A 25,039-nucleotide genomic window follows, 5' to 3' on the forward strand; every position below is an offset into this window, starting at 1 on the left:
AAGGACGACATACGCATGGCAGTAAGTTTTGGCAAGGCCAACTATGCAAAAACGGTGCAAAGGCTAATAGAGCGGATTTATAACCATAGTCCGTTGAAAGACTCCATTTATGAGCAAGCTGTGCTCTGGTTTGCCGCTAAGCCAGAGGAAGATGCACAGGCTGCTGCGTTAGAGCAGCAATTGTATTTATTTGAAAACAATCACAGCGGCGCGAAAGGTAAGGCAGGTACAGCGCGTAATTTAAAAGAGGCAGAAAGCCAATCTCAAGAATTCAATAATCAAATTGAAGAGGCAAAATTTCAGCGTTATAGCGAGCTAGAAGCGATTTGTTATGACGTATTACAGCTATGCCAAAGTGACACCTTTGTGGATACGAACCAGCAAACTGCCAAGATGCTCGGTACGATCCAATTGATGTCGCCCACTAAAGGCCGACATGTCGCCAAAACCAACCAAAAAGTGCGTCATCTTTATAAAGCATTACTCAGCTTACGCCTGTTAGACCGTTTAGTCATGGACGGTCTGATTGATCATCCGTATATCATGGAATGTTATCAAGCCAGTAAAGAACTTCCTTATGCGGACAATGCTATTCACCATCCTTATCGCGATAATATTCATGTCACGGTGTTAATGGCGGCGATTTTACAAGATATCGGCCGTTGTCATCCCAGCTGTCAATTGCTGTTGAAAGGGCCTGAAGGTAACTTCGATGAGTTTCGTGAACTCGAGGCGGATGAGCGCAATACATTTTTACAGGACAGTTACACTGAAGCGTTTAACTATGTGCAGCATGCACTGAGTAAGGGCCGCTATCGTGGGCGTGCTCGTGATGAGCGAGATCGCTTTGTGCGTGATGAGGAGCAAAAACGTGAGTTATTGCTATTGCTGCTGAAACAAGCGGCACGGCCGCAAGAGGGCATTGGTAATGTGCTGCGGATCCCGCAAATCTACACTTCGATGGTGTTATCAACCAAGCAATCTTACAATTATGAAGATCTGCCAAAGGCCGCTTTGGCGCTAGATAAAAGTGCTGAGCTTGGCAAAATTAGTAAAAATAGTGTGGCGGGTTTTTTGCGGATTGTCGGGATGTTTCCGCAAGGTTATGGCTTGCCTTATATTCCAAAAGACTCAGATGGTAATGACATGGATCGTTATGAATACGCCATCGTTGCCGGGCTTTATCCGAGCAATTTCCGCCAGCCGTTTTGTCGTATTGTGACCTACAGTTTAACTTACCAAGCGTCTGCGCGAGCTTGTGTGTTAAGCATTGAAAATAACTTATATTTTGCGCCTGCCCGTAAAAAGCTTGAAGTGATACCAGAAGAGCGTTTGTTAGATATTTTACGCAAGCTCGTTTACGACTTCCAAGAGCGCATGGCTTCACCGCTCATTCCAAAGTTTTGGCATCCTTATGATTATTTTCTACATACCAAAAACCAAAACTTGTGGAATAAAGCCATAGTGATCTCGAACTAAGCTAGCAAAGCACCCTAAGCCGAGCCAACTCGTGCTTAGGGTTTTGGGGGGATTCAGGCTCTATCAAGCTGTCAGAGGGAGCGAAGGGGGGCGCATCTTCTTGGATATTGGGCACAAAGTTGTTGTGTTTTACTGTTGGCTCAGAGGCAACAGCTGACTGAACGACGCCTTCTGCAGTTGCTTCATTTGCTGTCGTGTTTTGTTCTGCTAGCGGCTCAACATCATCACGCATTTGTTGCTGTACCAGCTCTTCATCAACTCGCGGATCTAAAGCGGCCGCTAAAGGCGATGACACTAAATCACCCGAAGCCAGTTGATAATCGGAAGGTTGCTGTTCGGATAGCAGTCGGGTCGCCACTTTTTGGTTGTAATTGACCCGCGCCAAGCGCAAGAACAAGATCACACAACATACCGCCATATAGAGGTAAAGCATGCTATTACCAAACAGCTGCATGCTAAAAGAGGCCACTAAGGGCCCTAAGGTTGCACCAATACCAAAGGTCAGTAAAATGGTGGCGGATAGCGCGACACGCTCACTTTGTTCAATACGCTGATTGGCCATGGCTGTCGCCAGCGGATATAAAGTAAAGGCGAGGATGCCAAAACAGAAGGTCGCTGCTAACAACAGTAGGGTGTTAAGAGGGACTAAGGCAATCACTAACACAATCAGGCCTAACAAAGCACTATTGACCCGGACCAGACGACTTCGCGGGATCCGATCCGATAGCTTACCCATCGGCCACTGCGCTAATAAGCCGGCTAAAATAGTGGCAGACATAAAACTGGCAACTTCGCTATTGCTAAGGCCAATACCCGCTGCAAAGGCGGGCGCTAAACCGTAAAATGAACCGGAAATCCCCCCCGCAATTAAAATGGTGGTGAGAGATTGCGGTACTTTACGCCAAAACGCCATGATTTTGAGCGGTGCAGGATGCAGCGGCTGTGGGTGGATGCGCCGAGTGAGTGCAATTGGCACAATGCAAAGCGCATAACAGATACCAACCAGTAATAACGGCTCTATTCCCAGCTGTGGAAAGAACGACAACAGGGTTTGACCGCCTACCATGCCAAGGTAAGACACTATCATATAACCCGCAAACACGGAGCCACGCTGTGAGCTATCGGCTTGCTCGTTCAGCCAGCTTTCAAGCACCATATACTGACACATCATGCCGGTGCCAACGAGCAGACGCAGCAGCAACCAAATTTCAAGTGTATCGGTAAGTGCGTGGCACAGGGCCGAGGCCGTTACAATACTGGCGCTGGCCACAAAGGTGCGAATATGACCCACCCGCGCAATGAGTCTATGGCCTACTTTGGAGCCCGCAACCAGACCGAAATAATAAGCCGACATCATGCCACCAATCCACAGTTGCTCGACACCATCGCGGGCTAATGACAACGCTAAATAGGTGGTCAGTAGGCCGGCTCCCAACACCATAATCAGCGTGGTAGAAAACAGCGACGAAAAACTGCGAAATGGCGATGGCATCCTTTACCTCTAAGTGTTGAACTGTGTTACGCGTTACTTAACGCGCATGCCGGGCTGAGCACCGTCATCTGGGCTTAACAAGAAAATATCACTGCCGCCAGGCCCCGCTGCGAGCACCATACCTTCAGATAAACCAAAGCGCATTTTGCGTGCAGCTAAGTTAGCGACCATCACCGTTTGGCGACCGACGAGGCTTTCTGGAGTATAGGCTGCTTTAATGCCTGCGAATACCTGACGGGTTTCACCCGCACCAATATCTAAGGTTAATTGTACTAACTTGTCAGCGCCTTCAACCGGCGCGGCGGCAATAATTTTGGCGACGCGCAAATCGATTTTGACAAAATCATCAATGCTGATGGTGTCGCTAATCGGTTCACGCTGTGCACTTGCTATTGGCGCAGCAGCCGGTGCTTTTGCTTTTGCGGCTGTGCTGCTAGCATCTGCTGTGGGTTGTAAGTTTTCGGTAGACGCCGCAACCATGGCTTGCACTTTAACCGGATCGACACGCTGCATTAAGGCTTTAAACGGGTTAATCGCATGATTTAATAAAGGGCTTTGGTAGTGTTGCCACAGCAGTTCGGTATTTAAAAAGGCTTCGCTATCCGCGGCCATTTTCGGTAACACCGGCTTAAGGTAATGCATTAACACGCGGAATAAGTTTAAACCCATAGAGCAAACATCATGCGTTTCTTGTTGTTTGCTCTCGTCTTTGGCTAATACCCAAGGCGCTTTGGCATCAATATATTGATTCGCACGATCAGCAAGCGCCATAATGTCGCGAATGGCCTTCGCAAATTCACGTTGCTCATAGAATTGCGCAATGCTGCTACCGGCATTAATAAAATCTTGATACAGCTCTGGCTCGGCCAGCGTTGCCGACAAGGTGCCATTAAAGCGCTTACTAATAAAACCGGCACAGCGACTGGCGATATTGACCACTTTGCCCACGAGATCAGCATTCACTTTTTGCGTGAAATCTTCGAGGTTTAAATCGAGATCGGTAATACCACTGGTTAATTTGCTGGCAAAATAATAGCGAAGGTATTCAGGATCTAAGTGCTCTAGGTAAGTACGTGCTTTGATAAAGGTGCCGCGCGATTTTGACATTTTCGCGCCATTTACTGTGACAAAACCATGTGCATAAACCGCGTTGGGTTTGCGAAAGCCCGCGCCCTCTAACATGGCAGGCCAAAACAGGCTGTGGAAATAAATAATATCTTTGCCGATAAAATGATAAACCTCGGCATCTGAGCCGGGGGCCCAGAAGCTGTCAAAATCGACATTGATGCGATCGCACAAATTTTTAAAGCTGGCTAAATAGCCAATGGGGGCATCTAACCATACGTAAAAAAACTTGCCTGGCGCATCTGGAATTTCAAAGCCAAAGTAAGGCGCATCCCGGCTGATATCCCACATTTGGAGGCCATCTTTAAACCACTCTTGTAGTTTATTGGCCATTTCATCTTGCAAGGCACCGCTGCGCGTCCAGGTTTGCAACATTTCTGCAAAGGCCGGTAAGTCAAAGAAGTAATGTTCACTGTCTTTTAAAATGGGCGTTGCGCCTGACACAACCGACCGTGGATTTTTAACTTCTGTTGGGCTATAGGTTGCGCCGCAGACATCACAGCTGTCGCCATTTTGATCTTGTGCGCCGCACTTGGGGCAATCGCCTTTGACAAAACGATCCGGTAAAAACATGGATTTTTGTGGATCGTATAACTGGCTAATGACTTTACGTTTAATATGTCCCGCAGCGTTTAAGCGGTTATAAATGGTAGTAGCAAACTCGCGGTTTTCTTCGCTGTGCGTAGAATGATAATTGTCAAAGGCTATGCCAAAGTCAGCAAAATCAGTGCTGTGTTCAATTTTAGTTTGCGCAATCATCTGCTCAGGACTAATGCCTTGCTGCTGCGCTTTAAGCATAATCGGTGTGCCGTGGGCATCATCGGCACACACGTAATAACATTGATGGCCACGTGCTTTCTGAAAGCGGGCCCAAATGTCGGTTTGGATATATTCCAATAAATGACCAAGGTGGATGGGGCCGTTTGCATACGGCAGGGCGCTGGTGATCAGAATTTTCCGTGTTGACATTAAAGATCGCTCTTACATAAATGACTGAAAATATATGCGCTAATGATACTATAGCCGCCATTAAATCGCATCCGGCATTGTCAGATTGCTGGGAAAAATGCCACCCTTTTTGGTTTTTGAGGAGTCTCAATGTTTAATTGGCTGAAAAAATCAGCATTAACCCAAACACCACAGGCTGAGCCTTGGCAAAACGCGTTGTTGGCAATTCGCCAACAGGCCCCGGTATTTAAAGCGATCCACACGGTTATTTTGGTCGCGTCGGGCAAAGGTGGCGTGGGTAAATCGACTACGGCTGCAAATTTGGCCATGGCGATGGCTAACGCGGGTGTGCGCACCGGCTTGCTTGATGCCGACATTTATGGCCCTTCTTTACCTACCTTGTTTGGCTTAACGGGGCAAAAAGTTAGATCGCCCGACAATAAATTAATGCAACCCCTGCAGCAGCATGGGGTAACATTACAATCTATTGGTTTTTTAGTGGATCCCGAGGTTGCCAGTGTTTGGCGTGGCCCAATGGCAAGCCAAGCTTTGCTGCAACTGATTAACGAAACGATTTGGCCGGAATTGGATGTATTATTGATTGATTTACCCCCAGGCACCGGTGATATTCAGTTAACTTTGTCACAAAAGTTACCGGTAACCGGCGCGGTTGTGGTAACTACACCCCAAGATTTAGCACTGGCCGATGCCCAAAAAGCCATTAGTATGTTTCGCCAAGTGTCTATTCCTGTACTGGGCTTAGTTGAGAATATGAGCTTTTACCTTTGCCCAAGCTGTGGTGCGCATGATGACGTATTTGGGAGTGCGGGGGGGCTAAGGTTGGCTGAGCGCCATCAAGTCCCGGTACTAGGGCAACTACCTCTGCAGGGGAGTATTCGTCAGCAGTCTGATCAGGGCGTGGCTTTAACACAAGGCGATGCGGCCATTGCCGCTTTGTATCATGATATTAGCTTGGCGCTATTACAGCGGGTAAGCGGTGAATTACCGGAGTACGCTTCGGTTGAAATTAAAATAACGGATGATTAAACATGAGATTATGTGACCGCGATATAGAGCGCTACCTAGCCGACGGCAAAATTTGCATCACGCCAGCCCCCGATGTTGACATGATCAGTGGCGTGAGCGTCGATATTCGTTTGGGTAATAAGTTTCGGGTATTTGTGGCGCATGCCGCACCTTACATCGATTTAAGTGGCCCCCGCGCCGAGGTGGATGCGGCGTTACATTCCGTCATGAGCGATGAGATCGTGTTAGCCGATGATGGGGTATTTATTCTGCATCCCGGTGAATTAGCCATTGGTGTCACGTTAGAGTCAGTGACCTTGCCTGATGATATTGTGGGCTGGTTGGATGGCCGTTCGTCGCTAGCGCGTTTAGGCTTAATGGTGCACGTGACGGCACATCGCATTGATCCAGGCTGGTCAGGTAATATCGTTTTAGAGTTTTACAACAGTGGTAAGTTACCCTTAGCTTTACGCCCTAATATGAAGATAGGCGCGTTAAACTTTGAACTGATGACTGGCCCTGCTGCCAGACCTTACAATAAAAGGCTGGATGCGAAGTACAAAGAACAAACAGGGGCGGTTGCCAGCCGGATTAGCCATGACCATAAAGGTGGCTGAACTAAAAAATAAAAAGCCCACGTATCAGGTGGGCGCAAGCTTATAAAGCAAAAATGAAGCGCAATGATTATGCAATAAAACTGCATAGTCTGGCAACTGTGTGCTAAGCATAGTGATAGGTTTCTGTGTTTTAAATGCATAAAAAATGATTTTTTATTAGCTCAATACAGCTTTAAAGGAAGTGAAATGAAATTATATGGCTCACAAACCTCACCTTATGTGCGACGCATTCGTTTGTTACTGGCGGCACAGCCGTATGAGTTTGTTGATATGCAAATTTTTGCAGAAGGCGATCGTGAAAAGCTTTTAGCCTTGAACCCGACACTTAAAGTGCCGATGTTTGAGCATGACGGGCAAATGGTGTTCGATTCAGGGGTTATTTACCGTTACCTCACTACGGTTTTATCATTACCCGCCCTAAGTTGGTATCAAGAGAATCAATTAACGGTGATTAACGCCATTAATGATTCACTGGTTACGTTGTTTTTATCTGCGCGAAGTGGCTTAGATACTAATGAAGATCGGTTGTTTTTTAATGTACAAAAACAACGTATTGCCGCTTCGATGTTCGTGCTAGAGCAACAAGCGCAAAACCATGAGTTTGCAGAGTGGAATTATATAGCGATGTCACTTTACAGCTTACTAGACTGGGTGATCTTTCGAGAACTGTTAGAATTAGACGAATACCCGGCGCTGCAGGCCTTTTATGCTGAAAATAAACAACAAGCTGCCATTGCAATCACCGATCCGCGTTTAACTTAAGATCTTGGTTAGTAAATTAAAAATAGCGAAATAGCGAAATAGCGAAATAGCGCCATGGCGACGTTCATGCCATGGCGTAACATCTTAGCCTTGCTGCAATACTTCCGGTTCAATTAACACGCTTTGCGTCGCATCAGATAACCAAATTTGGCTTTCGCTAATATTACATTGAATTTGCATATTACGGTTAAATAGCTTAGCCATATCCGCTACTGCTTGTTCGGGAATGTCGATAACGGTTAAATTTTGATAGCGAGCTAACGCCGCGCTGTTGGCTTTCCACCACACTGGAACAACGCGGCCACCATAGCAATATAGTGTTACCTTTTTAGCGCGGTTACAGGCTTTTCTCAGCCATTTTTCATCAACTTGACCAAACTCAACCCAATGCGCGATTACACCATCTAAACCTAAGTCCCACAACTCTGCTTCATCTTCACTACCGCTAAGCCCTTTGGTAAAACCTAAGGTTTCATTGGCATTAAGGGCAAAAGCCAGTAATCGCACCATTAATCGTTCGTTATTTTCAGAAGGATGCTGCGCCAAGGTTAAACTGTGATCGGCGTAGTAATGCCGATCCATATCCGCAATTTGCAATTGTACTTTGCACACTGTCGCTTTAAGCGCCATAACCATTCCCAGCTTATAAAAAAACGCAGTGTACCTTAAAGCCTGAAGTTTTGAATAGTTAGCTGTTTGCACCAAGGTGTTATCGTTCTCTCGGGGGCAGATACCGAGCTCTTTTTTGCTTTTAAATCCCATTACGTTGCAAGCCAGACAGGCTTTCTCGGCCAAGGTTTTAAGACGAGGGGTGTTTGAGTGAGAAGCGGTAGCGCCGAGCGAGTTACCTCGTCGCCTTGGTCGTGAAAGTTTGGCTGGGCTTTCGCAGCAACGTGGGTCGCCTTTTCTTTGCGAGACTTTCTTTTGGCGACGCAAAAGAAAGTCTCTCGCCAACGGCGAAAAGGTTAAGGGCTACTATCCTAAATTTCACCATAATACTTCAGATAAAGTGTTTTGCCTTTTGTACATTTACCTAACCTTCTGGCTCAACCTCTGGCAACCTTTGGGGTCAAATAACCAGAACTCTTGCCAACTAAGGTAGACCACCAATGGCGAAAGCGTATACTTCGGCTTAAATCACTCAACATTATCTGCTGAGGAATATGCATGGCTGAGAACAAAACAAAACCTACCTCGGTGTCTGTTGACGATTTTATTGTGTCGATTGACAATTCTTGTCGTAGAAACGACGCATTGACTGTTTTAAACATTTACATCGAAGTGACCGGACTTTCCCCGGTGATGTTGGGGCCATCAATTATAGGTTTTGGCGCATTGCATTATGTTTATGATTCAGGGCGTGAAGGCGAAATGCCCGCTGTTGCTTTTTCACCTCGTAAAGCAAATATAACTTTTTATGTTAGTGGCAATGTCGAAAAAGCAGAGTCACTTTATACTCGTTTGGGTAAGTACAAAAAATCTGTGGCGTGTCTTTATGTCAACAAACTGGCTGACATTGATCTACAGGTTTTACGCGAAATAATTACCCGTGATTATGCCAGAGCATGTCAAACTTTAAGTCCAAGTTGTGCAAAATCGTAGTTTTGTCTGCGATAAGGCAGCGTTGGAGTCAGCAACAGAGATCAGATACCGAGAACACGTCCGAATGAACATTCACTTGATTAAAAACAGCTCGCCAGCAACGCCAGTTGGCAGACGGGCATTGTCGCGGTTTTTTGCTGCAAAATTTTCAAGCATCAGCTTTAGCTGCGGCATGTGATTGTTATTTTTTAAGTGGGATATACTCTTTATCGTCGCCGATGACGCTGGGGAATTTGCCATTTTGCCAATCCGCTTTTGCTTGCTCTATTCGCGCTTTACTGAAAGACACAAAGTTCCAGTGTAAATAAGGGGTCACAGTAAATTTTTCGCCTCCTAGCATGATAAATCGTCCGCTTTGCAGAACCGTCATTTCAGTGTCGGTATCATCGAGCAAGACAAACTCACCCGCACCATAGGTGACCCCGTTAATGTCTATTTTTCCGCTAATAGGGAATATCGTGGTTTCATGCGTTGGATGGGGTCTGGTAATTTTGCTGTTTTCATCTGCCGTTATGTCGATATAAAACATCGGCGAGTAAGTTTTAACGGGTGAGCTCATGCCGTAAGCTTCGCCGACAATAAGCCGCATCATAACACCCTCGTGAATGAGGTGAGGTAGTTGCTGTTTTTTTACATGAGTAAAAGAGGGATCAAGTTCAGCCATCTGCTCTGGCAGTGCGATCCAGCACTGTAAGCCATTAATGGCGTGCTTATTCGCTCTTACTTCAAAGGTTTCTCGCTCGGAATGGGTTATGCCTTTACCTGCGGTCATCCAGTTGACATCTCCTGGATGTATTTCGACATGATGTCCTAACGAATCTCTATGCAAAATACTGCCTTCAAACAAATAAGTCAGTGTGCTTAGGCCAATATGTGGATGCGGTCGCACATTGATACCTTGCCCAGCAGGAAAATCATGTGGGCCAATTTGGTCAAAAAATATAAAAGGCCCAACCATTTTTTTATCTTGGTGAGGCAGCACTCTTTTTACTTGTAAGCCACCTAAATCGTGTGTTGTTGCCTTCAGTACTTTTGCCATGTGGTACTCCTTAACAATGCAGAAATTAAGTCTACTCAGCACGGTATCATTCTAAACAGGGTAATAATATTAGAATAAAAGAAGCGAATAGTTCTATTTAAAAGAACTAATGCGCAGGTTCTGATTGACATGGACCAGAATAACCTTGGAACCTTTGAGGTCAGATACCGAGATCTTTTTTAAGCAGAGCTTAACGTTTTCGCTGTTGGCGAGATACTTTTTTTGTGTCGCCAAAAGAAAGTATCCAAAGAAAATGCGACCCAATTTCGCTCGAAAGCCCGACTGCTCATACGTTGTCCAAGGCGAAAACGTCACTCGCGCTAGGCTTCGTCGCCGCACTCAAACACCCGTTTTCTTAAAACCTTGGCCAACGATGATCAGCCGGCTCGCTGCCAAGGGAGTGAATATCCGTTGAGGTATGTGCTTAGCTTCTATAGCTTGTTGGTGACTATCGGCTTGAAATAATTCATCTAACAACGAGGCACTTTTTTAAGGAACCAAAAGAAAACTTATAGCCAATGGCGAAAAGGTTAATGGTTATGGTAAAAACAAAGTAAATTTAATGCTTAATTGCCAATTCAAATTGTTTGTTTTCAGAAAACGGGATTTGGTGTTACTACAGTTTTATTTCGTAGTGCAATCAATAGTATTTTTCATTCCGAGGATGGTATGGCTAGAGTTCGCTGCATGTTTATTTTAATTGGAATGAGTTTTTTAGTGTTAACGTCTATTGGTGATAGCTATTATCGAGATTGGGTATACGCCAATCAAATAGCCGATTTTGGTTTGGCAGATTATCTGCCAAGTATTACCGGAACCATTACCTCAATTTTTTTATTAATCGGTTTAGCAAAAGACTGGATAACTAAAGCACCCGAATCAGCATTGTGGATCACATGTGGTTGCGCAACTTATGAGTGTTTACAGCCAGCTGTGGGAACCGGTGTGTTTGATCTTCAGGACTTTATTGCTGTTTTTGTTACCGGGGGGATTGTTGTGTTTACGCTTAACAAAGTAAATGCAAGCATCTTGCGTACTGTAAAACATCAAGCGTAATAAGCATCATAGCCAGCGGTCGCTTGTTCCGCAAAAAACTGATTTGTTAGATTGTTCGAAACCTTCAGAGTCAGATAACGAGCACTTGATATACCCTTATTCTAAACACCTTGCTCAATAGTATTCAGTTGCCTCGTCGCAAGAGCGGGGCATATTCTTAGAAGTAAGCGTTTAGCTGTTGAGCTTTCATGTGAGTTGCCATGAGTGACTCTGACCGGCTTTCGGGGCTGTAGTCGCATTCTGGCTTTATTCGTAAATGCGCTAGCAAAGAGCTCATCGTCAGGTGAGGGCCGTGATAACAAAATGTTTTATCCGCCTAAGCGATAGCCACCTAGGCGGTATTAAAATGCTATATCAAGGCTTAATGAGCTTTGGTTTGCTCGGTGGCATGACGATATAACTCATTGACCTTATGCCAATTCACAATAGTCCACCAAGCCGTAGCGTAATCACCACGCTTGTTTTGATACTGTAAATAATAGGCATGCTCCCAAACATCCAGCGCAAGTATGGGGGTACCTTGCACTTCCACCACATCCATCAAGGGGTTGTCTTGATTAGGTGTCGATGTCACCTGTAGTTTGTGCTCCTTATCCACGATTAACCAAGCCCAACCAGAGCCAAAACGGGTAGCGGCTGCTTGATTAAACGACTTTTGCATGGCATCGATAGAGCCAAAATCACGTTCGATGGCTTTTTTTAAGGCCGCTGAAGGCTCGCCAACATCAGCCTGTGGCGCCATTAATTGCCAAAAGAGTTGATGATTATAATGACCACCACCATTGTTTCGTACCGCCGTATTAAAGCGTGATATTTGCGACATCATCGCTTCAAGTGACAGTGAGGCTAACTCTGGGGTGCTTGCTACTTGGGCGTTTAAGTTATTCACATAGGCTTGATGGTGCCTGCCATGGTGAATTTGCATGGTGTCTTTATCGATAACCGGTGCAAGAGCATCTGCAGCATAAGGCAGCGGTGCTAACGTAAAGGGTTCAGCGTGAGCACTGGCAGCAAGGAATAAACAAAGTAAGGTTGCAGGGAGTTTCGCTTTGAGCATAGTTAACACGGTATTGTACTCCTATGAAGATGAGGTTTTACCAATTTAGGGACTAACCAATCTTACAGTAGTATGATGCTGCCCGATCACTTTAATTTTAAAGTAGGGACCAATCGGCAATAAAACGCGACTAGGTGTTTTAATAATTGGGGTAATAGCGACTGTTTAGGCTTGACGTTGTGATAACAAGCGCTAGAAATGTCGTTATCGTGAGTGTCATTCATTTTTAAGCGGCAGGCATACTGTGGCCGCGTGATGCACCTTTTTACCGGCATTAATGAGCATTAGCTCTGCAATTTAAAGTGCTTACTACAGCAAATAAAGCGGCATAATAGCTAAGAGGTTGCGCGAAAAACAACAAATATAAAAAAAAGCCAGCTCACTTTAAGCAAACTGGCTTTTAGTAAAAATTTATTGGTCGGTACGAGAGGATTCGAACCTCCGACCCCTTCACCCCCAGCGAAGTGCGCTACCAAGCTGCGCTACGTACCGACTCAAGCGCGTATCATAATGATTCTCAGCGATAATGCAATGCTGATTGAATCGTATGTTGAAAAAAGCAGCATCATAGCGAGGTATAGGGATACAATTTGTGATAACCCGTTATTCATAACTGAACTGAATGGCTATATCCTTTAATTTAACCTCGTTGCCTTTTAATCGAAATACTGGTTAATTCTGAATAACACAGTAAAATAGGCGCTCTTTTACCCAGACAAAGTAGTGAGTACTGTGGCAGAGCAAGATATTTACGCCGATATCCGGCCTTATCATGATGACGAAGTCGCGCCAGCGATCGCCCGTTTAATTGCAGATGACGAATTTATTCATGCCATTCTCCATTATCGTTTCCCGCATTTGGCCGGGCCTTTGGGCTGGTTATTATCACCGCTGGTGAAATTCTCGTTAAAACGCCGTTGGTCACGTTTAGATAACGTACAAGCGGTGCAGCGTCAGGTCGCGACCTTTATGGAGCGAATGATCGAAAGTAGTACCAATAAAATCACGGTATCTGGCTTAGAACATTTAACACCAGGCAAAGCTTACTTGTTTGTTTCTAATCACCGTGATATTGCGATGGATCCGGCTTTAGTAAATTGGTGTTTATATCACCATGGTTTAGATACCGTGCGCATTGCCATTGGCGACAACTTATTACGCAAGGCCTGCGCTTCTGAGTTAATGCGATTAAATAAAAGTTTTATTGTTAAGCGCGGTGCTAAAGGCCCACGTGAAATGCTGAAAAACTTTACCTTGTTGTCGTCTTACATTAAACATTCGTTAGAGCATAAGCACTCTGTGTGGATTGCGCAAAAAGAAGGTCGTGCTAAAGATGGCTTGGATGAAACGGATCCGGCGATTTTAAAAATGTTTTATATGGAAGGCAAAAAACGCGGTGAAAGCTTTGCTGAATATATGGCAGGGCTAAATATTGTGCCGGTATGTTTGTCTTACGAATATGATCCTTGCGATGTCGATAAAATCAACGAATTGTGGCAAAAACAAACCTCTGGTTCTTACCAAAAAACGGAATTTGAGGATATTGATAGTATTATCAAAGGGATCGTTGGCTTTAAAGGCCGGGTTCATGTGGCATTTGCAAAACCACTTACCGAGGTTCCTGCAGATCCCGATGCACTTGCTCAGCTAATTGACCAGCAAATTTGGCAAAACTACCGTTTGTATCCGGTTAACTATCTTGCTGCAGGTTTAACACATGCTTCGGTTGATGAAAAGCTGGTGGAGTTATGGCAACAGCGTTTGCAAACGGTACCGCAAGGCGCGACTTCATTAATGAGTGCCTTATATGCTGCTCCGATCATGAGGCAGTCTGAACTAGAGTGAGTTATTTAGTTGCCGTTACACTGCTGTGGGCGTTTTCGTTTAGCTTAATTGGTGTTTATTTGGCTGGCCAAGTGGATGCTTATTTTGCGGTGCTAATGCGTATTGCGCTCGCGGTGCTGGTGTTTTTGCCTTGGCTGTTACGTAAACCTGTGGCCTTAGCCGATGCATTTTTATTGGCCGCGCTTGGCGCGGTGCAATTAGGCTTAATGTATATCTTTTATTATCAGTCTTTTTTATTACTGAGCGTGCCACAGATCCTGGTGTTTACCATCTTTACCCCAGTCTATATTACATTGCTGTATGATGTGCTTGATGGCCATTTTAATCCCCGCTTTTTATTTGCAGCGTTACTCGCCGTAGTGGCAGCAGCTGTGATGCGCGATACACTACCCGCAGTGAATTATTGGTTAGGCTTTTTAGTGGTGCAGGGGGCAAATTTTTGCTTTGCCGCAGGCCAAGTGGGCTATAAAAAGTTTATGGCCAGTAAAGCGCACCTAAACGCAGGCCATCAGCAATTTGGCTGGTTTTATGTCGGTGCTTTAGTGATTGCGATACCGGCTTGGTTATTACTGGGGCAAGCACAATATCCCACTACGCCAGTACAATGGGTAGTTTTGTTTTGGCTAGGATTAGTGGCTTCAGGTGCAGGTTATTTTTGGTGGAACAAAGGCGCTTCGCAGGTTTCTAGCGGTACCTTAGCGGTGATGAATAATGCCTTGATCCCTGCTGGTTTGCTGGTCAATATTCTGATCTGGCAGCGTGATACAGACATAAGCAAGTTAGTCTTGGGTATCGCTTTGTTATTGCTTTCATTGTGGTTGTGTCGTCGCCACGCAGTATAGGAAATAAGTTTTATGGCTAGACAAGTTAGTTACACCTTTAAAGGTCAAAAGAAAGTTATCGCCTTTAGTTATGATCGTTTTGTTGATTTATATGAAGCCGTTGCGGCAGCTGAAGGGATAGATCTCACGGCGTTTTTAGCCATGGAACAGCAATTACATCATACGGCTAAAGATAAAGCCGCAGTAAAAAACTTTCGCTCGCAATCATTCAGTAAAATGGGATTTGCAGATATCGCCTTTGTGCGAGAGAATCCCTAACACAATATGCGACCAGCGTGCCAGGCCAAGGTTTTTGCCGTACCCGCTGTTATTTGATGATACCAAATTAGAGAAAATAGTATGAAAATCACCTGCAATTTTGACAGTGGTAATATCGAAGTGTTACACGCCACGGATCCAGCAAACATTCAACTGGCAATCCGTAAAGATCATCAATCAGAGTTCTTTCAGTGGTTTCACTTTCGTTTAAACAGCTCACATACTGAACCGCACACCATCAAAATTATGAATGCTGGCCAATCGGCGTACCCAGAAGGCTGGGAAGGTTATCAAGCGGTGGCTTCTTATGATCGACAAACGTGGTTTCGCGTAGATACCAGTTATGTAGACAACGTATTAACCATTCATCATTATCCAGAAGCGGAGTCAGTTTATTTTGCCTACTTTGCGCCTTATAGCTACGAACGGCATCAAGACTTATTGCACTTTGCCCAAAATGATTACAACTGTCGGTTAGTCGAATTGGGTGAAACACTGGATGGCCGTGATATGACCATGCTGGTTGTCGGCGAGCCGGCTGAGCATAAAAAGAAGATTTGGATCATTGCACGGCAACACCCTGGCGAAACGATGGCCGAATGGTTTGTTGAAGGCTTACTGGATCGATTATTAGATGAAGATGACGGTGTTGCTCGGTTACTGTTAGCCAAAGCGGTATTTTACATTGTGCCCAATATGAACCCAGATGGCAGTGTTCGTGGTCATTTACGGACTAACGCCGCAGGCGTTAATTTAAACCGTGAATGGCAAAACCCGAGCATGACAGAAAGCCCAGAGGTGTATTTAGTTCGAGAAAAAATGCAAGAAATCGGCCTAGACATGTTCTTAGACATTCATGGTGACGAAAATCTGCCATATAACTTTGTGGCCGGCGCAGAAGGTGTACCGTCTTACAATGCAAAAATGCAACAACTTGAGCAGGCATTTAAAACGGCATTACAACTGGTAACTCCAGAGTTTCAAACCCAGTTTGGTTATGACAAAGACGAGCCGGGTAAAGCAAATTTAACCGTGGGCAGTAACTGGGTTGCAGAGCGCTTTGGTTGTTTAGCGTACACTTTAGAAATGCCGTTTAAAGATAACGCCAACCTGCCAGACGAGGCTTTCGGTTGGTCAGATGTACGTTCAATGAAACTCGGCCATGACACCCTTACCGCAGTATTAGCCGTAGTTGATGAGTTACGATAGGACCTATTAGACATGGCGATTATTTCTTGTCCGGTGTGTGCAAACCGGATCTCAAACAAAGCGGCAGAATGTCCAAAGTGTAAAACCAATTTAGGTGAAGCCAGCCCAGAAAAGCTGGCCTCGAAACACCGAGAGCAAATGGCTCGCCAAGCGCAATCACTGATGAACCAGTCGATGCTGGCCTTGCTGTTATTTTTGGCCGGATTTGGAATTTTGTATTGGTGGCAGCCTGAGAATGGCAGTTACAACCAATATGTTTCAACCGTAGCGATAGCCCTAGGCTTTGGTTGGTATGTGGTGTGTCGCGCACGAATTATTTGGTTAAAGCGAAAAAAATAGTATGGATTTTACAGCGATGGTCAGTGCGATGGCACCTGACACTTATAATAAACTAGCAGAGGCGGTAGCCACCGGTCGTTGGGCCGATGGCACGCCGTTAAGCGCAGAGCAAAAAGAGCAAACACTGCAACTGGTATTAGCATATCAGTCTAAGGTGTTGAAGTCTCAAGATATCTTCACTGTGGGTCCAGACGGACAAATAGTTCATAAATCCAAGGCAGAGTTGAAAAAACAGTTTTCAGATCCTGCCGCTATTGCAAGGTTTTCGCACGATGATCTTTAAACGCTGGTTTAAACCGAAATGGCAGCATCCAGACGCCGCTATTCGTCAGCAAGCTCTTGAAACATTACAACCCACCAGCGCTGAGCATAAGCAAGTATTGCATGAGCTCGCTTTTAACGATGCCGCAGAAGCGGTGCGTAAAGCCGCTTTACATCGGTTAGACGATTTTGCGTTGTGGTGGCAAGCCAGTAAACACGACACGGCAGAGCGTTTAAAACACTATGCCGAGCAACAAGTTGTTGATCAACTGTTAGCGAATCGGGTAGCTGCACCGTTAAAACAGAAATTTATTGAGCAGTGTAATCGCAGTAGCATTTTAGAGTCGCTAGCGCTAAAAGATGCCGATATGAATGTGCGCTTTGCCTTACTACAGCGGTTAGAGCGCACGGAGTTAATTCAACAAACTTTGTTAGATGCGGCCTTTCCTGTCGCCTTAAAACAGCAATTGTTGTCACAGATCACAGATGAAAAACAATTAGAGAAACTTAGTAAGCAACTTGAACCCTCGCTTGCTGAAACCTTGCAGGCTCGCTTGGCGAAAATGGCGGCGGATAAGCAAAAGCCACCTCGCTTACGCAAAGAGATCACCTTGTTGCTGGCTAAGCTGAATGCACTGCGCGAGCGTCATACGCTGGCCGAGCTACCGGCGTTACAGCAAGAGTTGCAACAACAATGGCAAGTGTTAGCCGCGGAGTTACCATTATTACCCGAACAAGAAGCGCAAGGTTTTTCAGAGAAGTTTCAGCAGCTCGACCAACGTTTAACCGAATGGTTAGCGCCAAAATTAGCCCAACTGCAGGCCGAGCAAGCCTTAGTTGAGCGTAAAGCGCGCCAAGTGTTAAAAACCCAGCAGTTACAGCAAGCGGTCAGTGAGCTAGAACAACAATTGCAGGTGCAGTTACAACAAGTCGCCAGTACTGAGCAAAATGGTTTACTGGATGCCGCCGCCACAGCATTATGTGAAGAGTTGGATGCGGCCGAGTTGGCCCATGCTGAGCACAGGGCCTTACAACAACGTTTAACGGTGGTGCAGCAGCAATTAGCCCGTTTACCCGAGTTGAATAAAGCGCTTACGTCGATCCAGCAATTGCTAAATGCGTTTAGTGAACAGCCATTGCCTAACAGTGCTGAGCAGTTAGCGGCAGCAGAGCAGCAATGGCAAGATTTTGCTGATGCTTGGCGCAGTGCCAGTAAAGGTTTCAGTGCAAGTTTACCTGCTGAGTTAAACGAACAATTCAAGCAGTTACGTCAGCAGTGGCAACAAGCACTGAGCCATATTAAACAACAGCAACAAAAAGAGCTTCGTCAGCTTCGTAGTAAGTGTGCCGAATACAAACGCTTACACGCGGCAGGACGGTACAAAGTGCTGTTTGGTTTGTATAAAGGCATGACGGCGGATGTGGCAAATTTATCTGCAGAAGCACAGCAGCAATTTGAAAAAGAGTTTGCCGAGATCAGCAGTTTACAAACTGAATTAGAATCTTTGCAGCAGTATATTGCCACACCACGTAAAACCGCGTTGTTAAACGAAATGACTGAGCTGGCAAATAGCCCTTTGCAAGATGCCAAAGCGCGTGCTGAGCAAGTGAAACTGGCCCGCGCAAACTGGAAGTCTTTAGGTAAAGCAGATCCCGCTGCCGAAGAAAGCTTGAATCAGGCTTTTGATGAAGCTTGTGAAGCGGCTTTTGAACCTTGCCGCCAGGTGTTTGCTCAGCAAGATGCTGAACGCGAACTGCATTTACAGCAACGTCAGCAATTATTACAAGAGCTTGGCAATTTAGTCGAAGCAGAATTGCCAGAACGTGATTTAGATGCCGCTTTTCGGCAGTTAAGCCAACGTTGGCGTGAAAGTGGTGCGGTTAATCGGCGTGATTACCAAGCGTTGCAACAACAATTTCAAGAACTGAGCAAGCGCTTAAAAGACAAAGTGGCCACGGCGCAGCAGCAACAAGCGGCGGGTAAGGCGGCTTTGATTGCGGAAGCGAAATTGGCCATGACCTTAGAAGACGGCGCCAAAACAGCACAGGTGCTGAAAGAGTTGCAGCAACGCTGGAAGACCTTTGGTTTTGCCGGCCGTCAGCAAGATCAAGCGTTGTGGTTAGAGTTTCGTGCACTGTGTGATAGCTTTTTTGAAAAACGCAACGAAGAGTACAAGCTACAGCAGCAAGCTGAGCAGGAAGTTGCCCAGTTGGTATCAGAGCAATTAGCAACGCTGAATACAACCTTAGCGCAAGCCACTAGCGCTGGCGCATTGCAAGCGGTACAAGCGCAGTTGCGTCAATTGAGTTTACCCGATAGCGTTGAGGTGCGTCAGCAATATCAAGAGCTCAGTCAGCAATTGCAACAACGGCAAAAGCAGTTGCAAAAGGCGGCACAACGTCAAGAGTTACAAACTTTATTTGACGTATTAGAGCAGGGCGATATCAAAGCAGAACAATTACCACAGACTTATCGTGAAGCCTTAAGTTTGCCGCAGCCAAGTTTGACTCGCTCACAACTGACCATCGCGTTAGAGCTGATGTCAGAGCAAAATGTTGAGCAAACCAGTGCGGCAGAGCGCCAACAAGTGCAACTGGCCTTGTTATCGTTAAAGCATAATGCGGGGCAACAATTAACACCGGAGCAGCTATTACAGCAATGGCTTGCGCATGGTCCGGTTGCCCAACAAGAAAAACCGTTGTTAAAGCGCGTTGCCGCGCTGTTTTAACGGTTAAAGCGTTAATTCGCCACGCAGATCCTGTTGCATCTGCTGGCGAATTTCTTCTGCAGTGAATGGCTTATTCAGCAGGTAATGTAACTTAGTTAAAGTCGCTTCCAAGGTCATATCAAACCCACTGATCACTCCGCTATCACGCAACGCCTTGCCCGTGGCATAACCATCCATATTCACTTTGCCTTTAAAACATTGTGTGCAATTGACTAAAATTTGCCCTTGTTCACTTGCTTGCTGTAACACTTGCAGTAATTCTGGCCGCTGTGGGGCATTACCCACACCAAAAGATTTAATAATTAAGGCGCGTACTGGTGGTGCCAGCATATTGCGGATCACGTCTGTGGTAATTCCAGGATACAGCGTGACGACACTGATCGGTTGGGGAGTGATCTCGGCAACCTCGAGTGGGAGGGCTGTTTCAGTATGGGTGATTTTGCCTGCATGCAGGTTAATATGGATCCCCGCTTCAAGTAACGCCGGCATATTGGGTGATGCGAAAGCATTAAAACCATCGGCATCGGCTTTAGTGGCACGGTTACCACGAAATAATTGATTATTAAAAAACAATGCTACTTCAGCGATGGGGTAATTTGCCGCTAAATACAGGGCATTAAGTAAATTAACTTGGCCGTCTGAGCGCAGTTGCGCTAACGGGATCTGTGAGCCGGTAATAATCACCGGTTTTGATAAGTTCTCTAACATAAATGATAAAGCGGAAGCGGTATAAGCCATGGTGTCAGTACCATGCAGCACCACAAAGCCATCATAGTGTTGATAGTTTTCTTGAATATCTTTGGCAATAGTAAGCCAATGCGCTGGAGTCATATCTGACGAGTCGATAACCGGATGATATTCATGAATATCGAATTCTGGCATTTCTGGCCGATAAAACTCGGGCATGCGTTTTACGGTGTCGGTTAAAAAACCCGGTACTGGCACAAAGCCTTTATCGGATTGTTGCATACCAATGGTACCGCCAGTGTAAGCGACATAAATACGTTTTCTTTGCATAAAACACCTAAAAAAAATGCCCGGATAATACCGGGCATTGTAATCAGAATTACGCTTGCTGTCAGTTTATCTGGCAGCTTAAGCAATAAGAGTAGATACCGTTTGGATCGTTAAATTGATTCATTAAAACAAAATCTTGTTTAACTTGCTGAGTTAACTGACGAAGCGCACGTTGCTCTGGTTGCATCGTTGCGCTAGGTAACCAGCCTTTCGCTTTTGCTGCACCAAATAAATCAGCAATGATTTGCTCAGTGGGGCTAAGTTCTGGCTGTACTACCGTGATGTCGTATTGGCTTAAACCGGCCATTTCTGCAGCCCGAGCAATCGCATCATCAAAAGTACCCAGTTTATCGACTAAACCTAACTCAAGTGCTTTAGAACCTGTCCAAACCCGGCCTTGTGCAACTTTATCAACTTCTTCATTGCTCATATTGCGGTTTTTACCCACCATGGTTAAAAACTCGGTATAACCGCGTTCGATCAGCAATTGCATCATGTCTTTCGCAGGCTCAGATAAGCCTTTAAATAAAGGCATACCGGCAGAGAAACCGGCCAGCTCTGTTGTACCTACACCATCCACATTTAAACCAATGGTCGACATCGCATTTTCAAATGTGTGTAATAAACCAAAGATACCGATTGAACCCGTAATGGTAGTTGGTGAGGCCCAAATTTCGTTGGCAGGTGCTGCAATCCAGTAACCGCCTGACGCTGCCACTGCACCCATTGAGGCGATAACAGGCTTACCTGCTTCACGTAATAGGGTGATTTCTTGGCCAATGACTTCAGAGGCAAACGCGCTGCCGCCGCCGCTGTCGATACGCAGCACGACCGCTTTCACTTTATCATCATGGCGCGCACGACGAAGCAGCGCAGCTGTAGAATCACCGCCGATCATGCCAGGTTTAGCTGTGCCATCAATAATGGTACCGCGAGCGACCACCACGGCAATTTTTTCTGTGTTCGGGTTATCAAATTGCTTAGCCGGGATCACCATTTTTTTGTATTCATCAAAGGTGACATGGTTGTAGGTGTTATTGTCATTTTTGCCGACAATGGCGATCATGCTATTACGGAACTGTTCACGGGTTTGTACGGCATCTACCCACTTGCTGGTTAAGGCATATTGGCCTAAATCACCTTCAGCGGCTTGCAGTTTGCTGTACATGGCGGCGAAGGTTTCATCGAAGTTATCAATACCAAAGCCACGACGCTCGGCAACTTGTTGTTTGTAATCAGCCCATAATTCATTTAACCAAGCTGAGTTCGCTTCTTTTGCGGCATCTGACATGTCATTACGAGTAAAAGGTTCTACCGCGGATTTGTAAGTACCAACGCGGAAAACATGTGTACTGACCTTGAGTTTTTCTAAGGCATTTTTATAGTACATAGGGTAGCTACCATAGCCCTCTAATAACACTGCACCCATCGGCTCAAGTGCAATTTGATCGGCATAGCTGGCTAAGAAGTATTGATTTTGGCCGTAGTAAGCACCGTAAGCAAAAATCTTTTTGCCACTGGCTTTAAAGGCTTCTAAAGCTTTACCCACGCTTTTTAATTTATCTAAAGAACCGCCACCTAGCGCAGACAGATCCATCACCATCACTTGAATGCGGTTGTCTTTGGCCGCATGGTTAATCAGTTTAACCACATCGGTAACCAGCATTTCTGGCGCTTCTTCTTGACCACCGGCCGCTTCATTAATTGCCGCAGCCATTGGGTCAACATAACGTTTTTGTTCAACAAGATCACCGCGAAGGTTAAGATATAATGCGCTGGTATCGGCAATCTGTACTTTATCGCCACCACTAAACAGGGCACTGCCGATGACCAACACCAAGCAAATAAAGATAATATTTAAAACGGTAGCGCGAAAGCCCCGATAAACTGACCAGATTGCGCCAAATAAGCGCCTAAATAATCCTTTCTTTTTCTCTGACATAATATGTGTCCTGTTAATTCTCATTTAAAATTTATAAACATCCACACTTAATGCTAACGAATTTTTCAACAAAGGCTATGTGGAATTTGTAAGAAAATGTATATCACTTGCGTATCGACTGCAAAGCAGCTACATTTTAGCGATTAAACAGGTACGACCAGAGAGGGTGATGTGGCATATCAACACTTATTAGCGCCATTAGATTTAGGCTTTACCCAACTTAAAAATCGGGTAATTATGGGGTCAATGCATACCGGCCTAGAAGAAGAAAAAAACGGTTTCGAAAAATTGGCCGCGTTTTATGAAGAACGAGCCAAAGGCGGAGTGGGTTTAATTATTACCGGTGGTATTAGCCCAAACTTTCGCGGTAACTTGGTGCCTTTTGGTAGCCAACTGAGTTTTTGGTGGCAAGTTGCCAAACACAAACCAGTTACCGCGGCGGTGCAAAAGCACGGTGCAAAGATTTGCCTGCAATTATTGCATGCGGGCCGTTATGGTTATCATCCTTTTAATGTCGCGCCGAGTAACATTAAATCGCCTATTACGCCTTTTAAACCTTCTGAGTTATCCGATCGACAGATCCGCGGGACCATTAAAGACTTTGCCCATGCGGCCAGCCTCGCTAAAAAAGCCGGTTATGACGGTGTGGAAATCATGGGTTCTGAAGGCTACTTGATAAACCAATTTATTTGTCAGCGTACCAATCATCGTACGGACGCTTGGGGCGGTAATTTTGAAAACCGCAGTCGTTTTGCTTTAGAAACCGTGCGAGCGGTGCGCGAGAAGTGTGGTGCTGACTTTATTATTATCTATCGGCTCTCTATGCTGGATTTAGTTGAGGATGGTAATACCTTTGATGAGGTTGTTGCACTTGGCCAAGGTGTGGCAGCGGCAGGCGCAACTTTAATTAATACCGGCATTGGCTGGCATGAAGCGCGTATTCCAACCATCACGACTCGGGTGCCCCGAGCGGCTTTTACTTGGATCACAGAGCGGGTTCGGCAACAACTTAGTGTGCCGGTTATCGCCACTAACCGCATTAATGATCCTGGCGTAGCAGAAGATATTTTAGTAAAAGGCCAAGCTGATCTGATTTGTATGGCACGACCCTTTTTAGCCGATGCCGACTTTGTTAATAAAGCGGCAGCCGATCAAGCGGACGAAATTAATACCTGTATTGCCTGTAATCAGGCCTGTTTAGATCACGTATTTCAACAAAAACGTGCCAGTTGTTTGGTTAACCCTAGGGCATGTTATGAGACCGAGTTAAATTTTAATCCCGCTAGTAAACGGAAAAAATTGGCCGTTATAGGTGCTGGTCCGGCCGGGCTTGCTTTTAGTGTTTACGCGGCGCAGCGTGGCCATGAAGTACATTTGTTTGATAAAGCCGCAGAGATTGGCGGCCAGTTTAATTATGCCAAACAAATTCCTGGTAAAGAGGAGTTTCATGAAACACTGCGTTATTTTGCCAAAATGTTGAAGGTACACGCGGTAACATTACATCTTAATGAGCAACAAACTGCGGCAAGTATTCTGGCTGAGCAATTTGATGAGGTCATTTTAGCTACCGGTATCGTGCCGCGTGATATTGGTTTAGCTGGGCAAGATCATCCTAAAGTGCTGAGCTATTTAGATGTATTGCGCGATCACAAAGCCGTTGGCCAAAACGTCGCTATTATTGGGGCGGGCGGCATTGGTTTTGATGTAGCTGAGTTTCTATTAGAAAAACATTCACTGACCTTACAACCTGATGCGTGGTTAGCCGATTGGGGCGTTGATAAAACTTATCAAAGCCGCGGCGCTTTATTAAGTAGCCAGGCGCCAGCTAAAGCCGAACGTAAAGTCTATTTATTACAGCGCAAAGCCAGTAAGGTGGGTGGTGGTTTAGGTAAAACCTCTGGCTGGGCACATCGCGCCTCTTTGCAGAAAAAAGGCGTAGAGATGATGGCGGGGGTGAACTATCTGCGCGTGGATGACGCTGGTCTTTGGATCAGTTTAAACGACAAAGAGCGCTGTTTAGCGGTGGATAATGTGGTGATTTGTGCCGGACAGGTGCCGCTGCGTGCCTTACAAGCCGAGTTACAGGCGGCCGGCCAACAAGTACATTTAATTGGCGGTGCTGATGTTGCGGCTGAGCTGGATGCAAAAAGGGCGATCCGTCAAGGTGCGGAACTTGCTGCGGCCATTTAGTATTTGCTGATTTCTAGCCGCAATTCATTGCGGTAAACAAGGGGTAAACTTTTCTTGCGGCCACTTTTCAAGTGGCCGTTTTTATTTTCTTGTTTTTTGGTACTACATAATTCTAGTTTTTGATGCTATGTTAAATCTACATCGATTAATGAAGGATTCTGAAATCTTGATGGAAATATCCCGACCGCGCTATAAGAACAGCTT

General features: G+C 45.5%; 21 protein-coding genes and 1 tRNA gene. 14 read left to right on the forward strand and 8 right to left on the reverse strand.

Annotated elements, in window-relative coordinates:
- Positions 1 to 15: 15 nt before the first annotated feature.
- Positions 16 to 1,479 (forward strand): hypothetical protein, encoded by a 1,464-nt coding sequence (locus ACUJFK_RS09905; RefSeq protein ID WP_445424724.1) that lies wholly within the window; start codon positions 16 to 18, stop codon positions 1,477 to 1,479.
- A gap of 1 nt (position 1,480) precedes the next feature.
- Here ACUJFK_RS09905 and ACUJFK_RS09910 read toward each other — a convergent pair whose 3' ends face one another.
- Positions 1,481 to 2,971, reverse strand: a complete 1,491-nt coding sequence (locus tag ACUJFK_RS09910; protein WP_445424725.1) for an MFS transporter — start codon at positions 2,969 to 2,971, stop codon at positions 1,481 to 1,483.
- A 33-nt stretch (positions 2,972 to 3,004) separates the two neighbouring features.
- Positions 3,005 to 5,065 (reverse strand): methionine--tRNA ligase, encoded by a 2,061-nt coding sequence (gene metG / locus ACUJFK_RS09915; protein WP_445424726.1) that lies wholly within the window; start codon positions 5,063 to 5,065, stop codon positions 3,005 to 3,007.
- A 129-nt stretch (positions 5,066 to 5,194) separates the two neighbouring features.
- Between metG and ACUJFK_RS09920 the strand changes: the two genes are divergently transcribed.
- The 3 genes from ACUJFK_RS09920 to ACUJFK_RS09930 all read left to right on the forward strand — a co-directional run bounded on the left by ACUJFK_RS09920 (position 5,195) and on the right by ACUJFK_RS09930 (position 7,449).
- Positions 5,195 to 6,091: an Mrp/NBP35 family ATP-binding protein gene (locus tag ACUJFK_RS09920; RefSeq protein WP_445424727.1), complete on the forward strand. Its 897-nt coding sequence runs from the start codon at positions 5,195 to 5,197 to the stop codon at positions 6,089 to 6,091.
- 2 nt (positions 6,092 to 6,093) lie between these two features.
- Positions 6,094 to 6,687 (forward strand): dCTP deaminase, encoded by a 594-nt coding sequence (gene dcd, locus ACUJFK_RS09925; RefSeq protein ID WP_226751655.1) that lies wholly within the window; start codon positions 6,094 to 6,096, stop codon positions 6,685 to 6,687.
- Positions 6,688 to 6,873: 186 nt separating this feature from the next.
- Entirely contained in the window at positions 6,874 to 7,449 is a 576-nt protein-coding gene (locus ACUJFK_RS09930; protein WP_445424728.1) for a glutathione S-transferase family protein, read from the forward strand.
- An 84-nt stretch (positions 7,450 to 7,533) separates the two neighbouring features.
- Here the strand turns inward: ACUJFK_RS09930 and ACUJFK_RS09935 are convergent, their stop codons facing one another.
- The gene (locus tag ACUJFK_RS09935) at positions 7,534 to 8,079 is read right to left on the reverse strand and encodes a YaeQ family protein (protein ID WP_226751653.1); all 546 of its coding nucleotides are present in this window, start codon (positions 8,077 to 8,079) and stop codon (positions 7,534 to 7,536) included.
- 537 nt (positions 8,080 to 8,616) lie between these two features.
- On the opposite strand from ACUJFK_RS09935, the gene ACUJFK_RS09940 reads away from it, so the two are divergent.
- On the forward strand, positions 8,617 to 9,051 hold the full coding sequence (locus ACUJFK_RS09940) for a DUF1801 domain-containing protein (protein ID WP_445424729.1): 435 nt from the start codon (positions 8,617 to 8,619) through the stop codon (positions 9,049 to 9,051).
- 181 nt (positions 9,052 to 9,232) lie between these two features.
- On the opposite strand, the gene ACUJFK_RS09945 is transcribed toward ACUJFK_RS09940, so the two are convergent.
- On the reverse strand, positions 9,233 to 10,090 hold the full coding sequence (locus tag ACUJFK_RS09945; protein WP_445424730.1) for a pirin family protein: 858 nt from the start codon (positions 10,088 to 10,090) through the stop codon (positions 9,233 to 9,235).
- 687 nt (positions 10,091 to 10,777) lie between these two features.
- Between ACUJFK_RS09945 and ACUJFK_RS09950 the strand changes: the two genes are divergently transcribed.
- The gene (locus ACUJFK_RS09950; RefSeq protein ID WP_445424731.1) at positions 10,778 to 11,146 is read left to right on the forward strand and encodes a hypothetical protein; all 369 of its coding nucleotides are present in this window, start codon (positions 10,778 to 10,780) and stop codon (positions 11,144 to 11,146) included.
- A gap of 361 nt (positions 11,147 to 11,507) precedes the next feature.
- On the opposite strand, the gene ACUJFK_RS09955 is transcribed toward ACUJFK_RS09950, so the two are convergent.
- On the reverse strand, positions 11,508 to 12,203 hold the full coding sequence (locus ACUJFK_RS09955; protein ID WP_369413467.1) for a superoxide dismutase: 696 nt from the start codon (positions 12,201 to 12,203) through the stop codon (positions 11,508 to 11,510).
- 415 nt (positions 12,204 to 12,618) lie between these two features.
- A tRNA-Pro gene (locus ACUJFK_RS09960) sits at positions 12,619 to 12,695 on the reverse strand.
- 231 nt (positions 12,696 to 12,926) lie between these two features.
- On the opposite strand from ACUJFK_RS09960, the gene ACUJFK_RS09965 reads away from it, so the two are divergent.
- The 7 genes from ACUJFK_RS09965 (at position 12,927) to ACUJFK_RS09995 (ending at position 19,686) form a co-directional block, all read left to right on the forward strand.
- Entirely contained in the window at positions 12,927 to 14,048 is a 1,122-nt protein-coding gene (locus tag ACUJFK_RS09965; protein WP_445424732.1) for a 1-acyl-sn-glycerol-3-phosphate acyltransferase, read from the forward strand.
- A complete protein-coding gene (locus ACUJFK_RS09970; protein ID WP_445424733.1) occupies positions 14,045 to 14,890 on the forward strand; it encodes an EamA family transporter in 846 nt (281 codons plus the stop codon). The genes ACUJFK_RS09965 and ACUJFK_RS09970 overlap by 4 nt, the downstream gene beginning before the upstream one ends.
- A 12-nt stretch (positions 14,891 to 14,902) precedes the next feature.
- A complete protein-coding gene (locus ACUJFK_RS09975; RefSeq protein WP_226751645.1) occupies positions 14,903 to 15,148 on the forward strand; it encodes a DUF2960 domain-containing protein in 246 nt (81 codons plus the stop codon).
- Between the two features lie 81 nt (positions 15,149 to 15,229).
- Positions 15,230 to 16,357 carry a M14 family metallopeptidase gene (locus tag ACUJFK_RS09980; RefSeq protein WP_445424734.1) on the forward strand — a complete coding sequence of 376 codons (1,128 nt, stop codon included), beginning with the start codon at positions 15,230 to 15,232 and terminating at the stop codon, positions 16,355 to 16,357.
- Positions 16,358 to 16,369: 12 nt separating this feature from the next.
- Positions 16,370 to 16,696 carry a zinc ribbon domain-containing protein gene (locus tag ACUJFK_RS09985; protein ID WP_226751643.1) on the forward strand — a complete coding sequence of 109 codons (327 nt, stop codon included), beginning with the start codon at positions 16,370 to 16,372 and terminating at the stop codon, positions 16,694 to 16,696.
- Between the two features lies 1 nt (position 16,697).
- Entirely contained in the window at positions 16,698 to 16,979 is a 282-nt protein-coding gene (locus ACUJFK_RS09990; protein WP_229585601.1) for a YeaC family protein, read from the forward strand.
- Positions 16,969 to 19,686, forward strand: coding sequence for a DUF349 domain-containing protein (locus ACUJFK_RS09995; RefSeq protein WP_445424735.1), 2,718 nt, complete (start codon positions 16,969 to 16,971; stop codon positions 19,684 to 19,686). The genes ACUJFK_RS09990 and ACUJFK_RS09995 overlap by 11 nt, the downstream gene beginning before the upstream one ends.
- Positions 19,687 to 19,689: 3 nt before the next feature.
- On the opposite strand, the gene ansA is transcribed toward ACUJFK_RS09995, so the two are convergent.
- The gene (gene ansA, locus ACUJFK_RS10000) at positions 19,690 to 20,703 is read right to left on the reverse strand and encodes an asparaginase (protein ID WP_445424736.1); all 1,014 of its coding nucleotides are present in this window, start codon (positions 20,701 to 20,703) and stop codon (positions 19,690 to 19,692) included.
- A gap of 61 nt (positions 20,704 to 20,764) precedes the next feature.
- Positions 20,765 to 22,645, reverse strand: a complete 1,881-nt coding sequence (gene sppA / locus ACUJFK_RS10005; protein ID WP_445424737.1) for a signal peptide peptidase SppA — start codon at positions 22,643 to 22,645, stop codon at positions 20,765 to 20,767.
- Positions 22,646 to 22,816: 171 nt separating this feature from the next.
- Here sppA and ACUJFK_RS10010 point away from each other — a divergent pair, with 171 nt between their 5' ends.
- Positions 22,817 to 24,835, forward strand: a complete 2,019-nt coding sequence (locus ACUJFK_RS10010; protein ID WP_445424738.1) for an oxidoreductase — start codon at positions 22,817 to 22,819, stop codon at positions 24,833 to 24,835.
- The last annotated feature ends 204 nt before the right edge of the window (positions 24,836 to 25,039 follow it).

This window comes from Alishewanella sp. HL-SH06, assembly GCF_052656265.1.

Bases quoted from the DNA above. Each gene is read 5' to 3' on its own strand.
- ACUJFK_RS09935 (WP_226751653.1), bottom strand. From the start codon at position 8,079: ATGGCGCTTAAAGCGACAGTGTGCAAAGTACAATTGCAAATTGCGGAT.
- ACUJFK_RS09920 (WP_445424727.1), top strand. From the start codon at position 5,195: ATGTTTAATTGGCTGAAAAAATCAGCATTAACCCAAACACCACAGGCT.
- ACUJFK_RS09910 (WP_445424725.1), bottom strand. From the start codon at position 2,971: ATGCCATCGCCATTTCGCAGTTTTTCGTCGCTGTTTTCTACCACGCTG.
- ACUJFK_RS09905 (WP_445424724.1), top strand. From the start codon at position 16: ATGGCAGTAAGTTTTGGCAAGGCCAACTATGCAAAAACGGTGCAAAGG.
- ACUJFK_RS09930 (WP_445424728.1), top strand. From the start codon at position 6,874: ATGAAATTATATGGCTCACAAACCTCACCTTATGTGCGACGCATTCGT.
- ACUJFK_RS09995 (WP_445424735.1), top strand. From the start codon at position 16,969: ATGATCTTTAAACGCTGGTTTAAACCGAAATGGCAGCATCCAGACGCC.
- metG (WP_445424726.1), bottom strand. From the start codon at position 5,065: ATGTCAACACGGAAAATTCTGATCACCAGCGCCCTGCCGTATGCAAAC.
- ACUJFK_RS09955 (WP_369413467.1), bottom strand. From the start codon at position 12,203: ATGCTCAAAGCGAAACTCCCTGCAACCTTACTTTGTTTATTCCTTGCT.
- ansA (WP_445424736.1), bottom strand. From the start codon at position 20,703: ATGCAAAGAAAACGTATTTATGTCGCTTACACTGGCGGTACCATTGGT.
- ACUJFK_RS09940 (WP_445424729.1), top strand. From the start codon at position 8,617: ATGGCTGAGAACAAAACAAAACCTACCTCGGTGTCTGTTGACGATTTT.
- ACUJFK_RS09945 (WP_445424730.1), bottom strand. From the start codon at position 10,090: ATGGCAAAAGTACTGAAGGCAACAACACACGATTTAGGTGGCTTACAA.
- ACUJFK_RS09990 (WP_229585601.1), top strand. From the start codon at position 16,698: ATGGATTTTACAGCGATGGTCAGTGCGATGGCACCTGACACTTATAAT.
- ACUJFK_RS09980 (WP_445424734.1), top strand. From the start codon at position 15,230: ATGAAAATCACCTGCAATTTTGACAGTGGTAATATCGAAGTGTTACAC.
- sppA (WP_445424737.1), bottom strand. From the start codon at position 22,645: ATGTCAGAGAAAAAGAAAGGATTATTTAGGCGCTTATTTGGCGCAATC.
- ACUJFK_RS09985 (WP_226751643.1), top strand. From the start codon at position 16,370: ATGGCGATTATTTCTTGTCCGGTGTGTGCAAACCGGATCTCAAACAAA.
- dcd (WP_226751655.1), top strand. From the start codon at position 6,094: ATGAGATTATGTGACCGCGATATAGAGCGCTACCTAGCCGACGGCAAA.
- ACUJFK_RS09950 (WP_445424731.1), top strand. From the start codon at position 10,778: ATGTTTATTTTAATTGGAATGAGTTTTTTAGTGTTAACGTCTATTGGT.
- ACUJFK_RS09975 (WP_226751645.1), top strand. From the start codon at position 14,903: ATGGCTAGACAAGTTAGTTACACCTTTAAAGGTCAAAAGAAAGTTATC.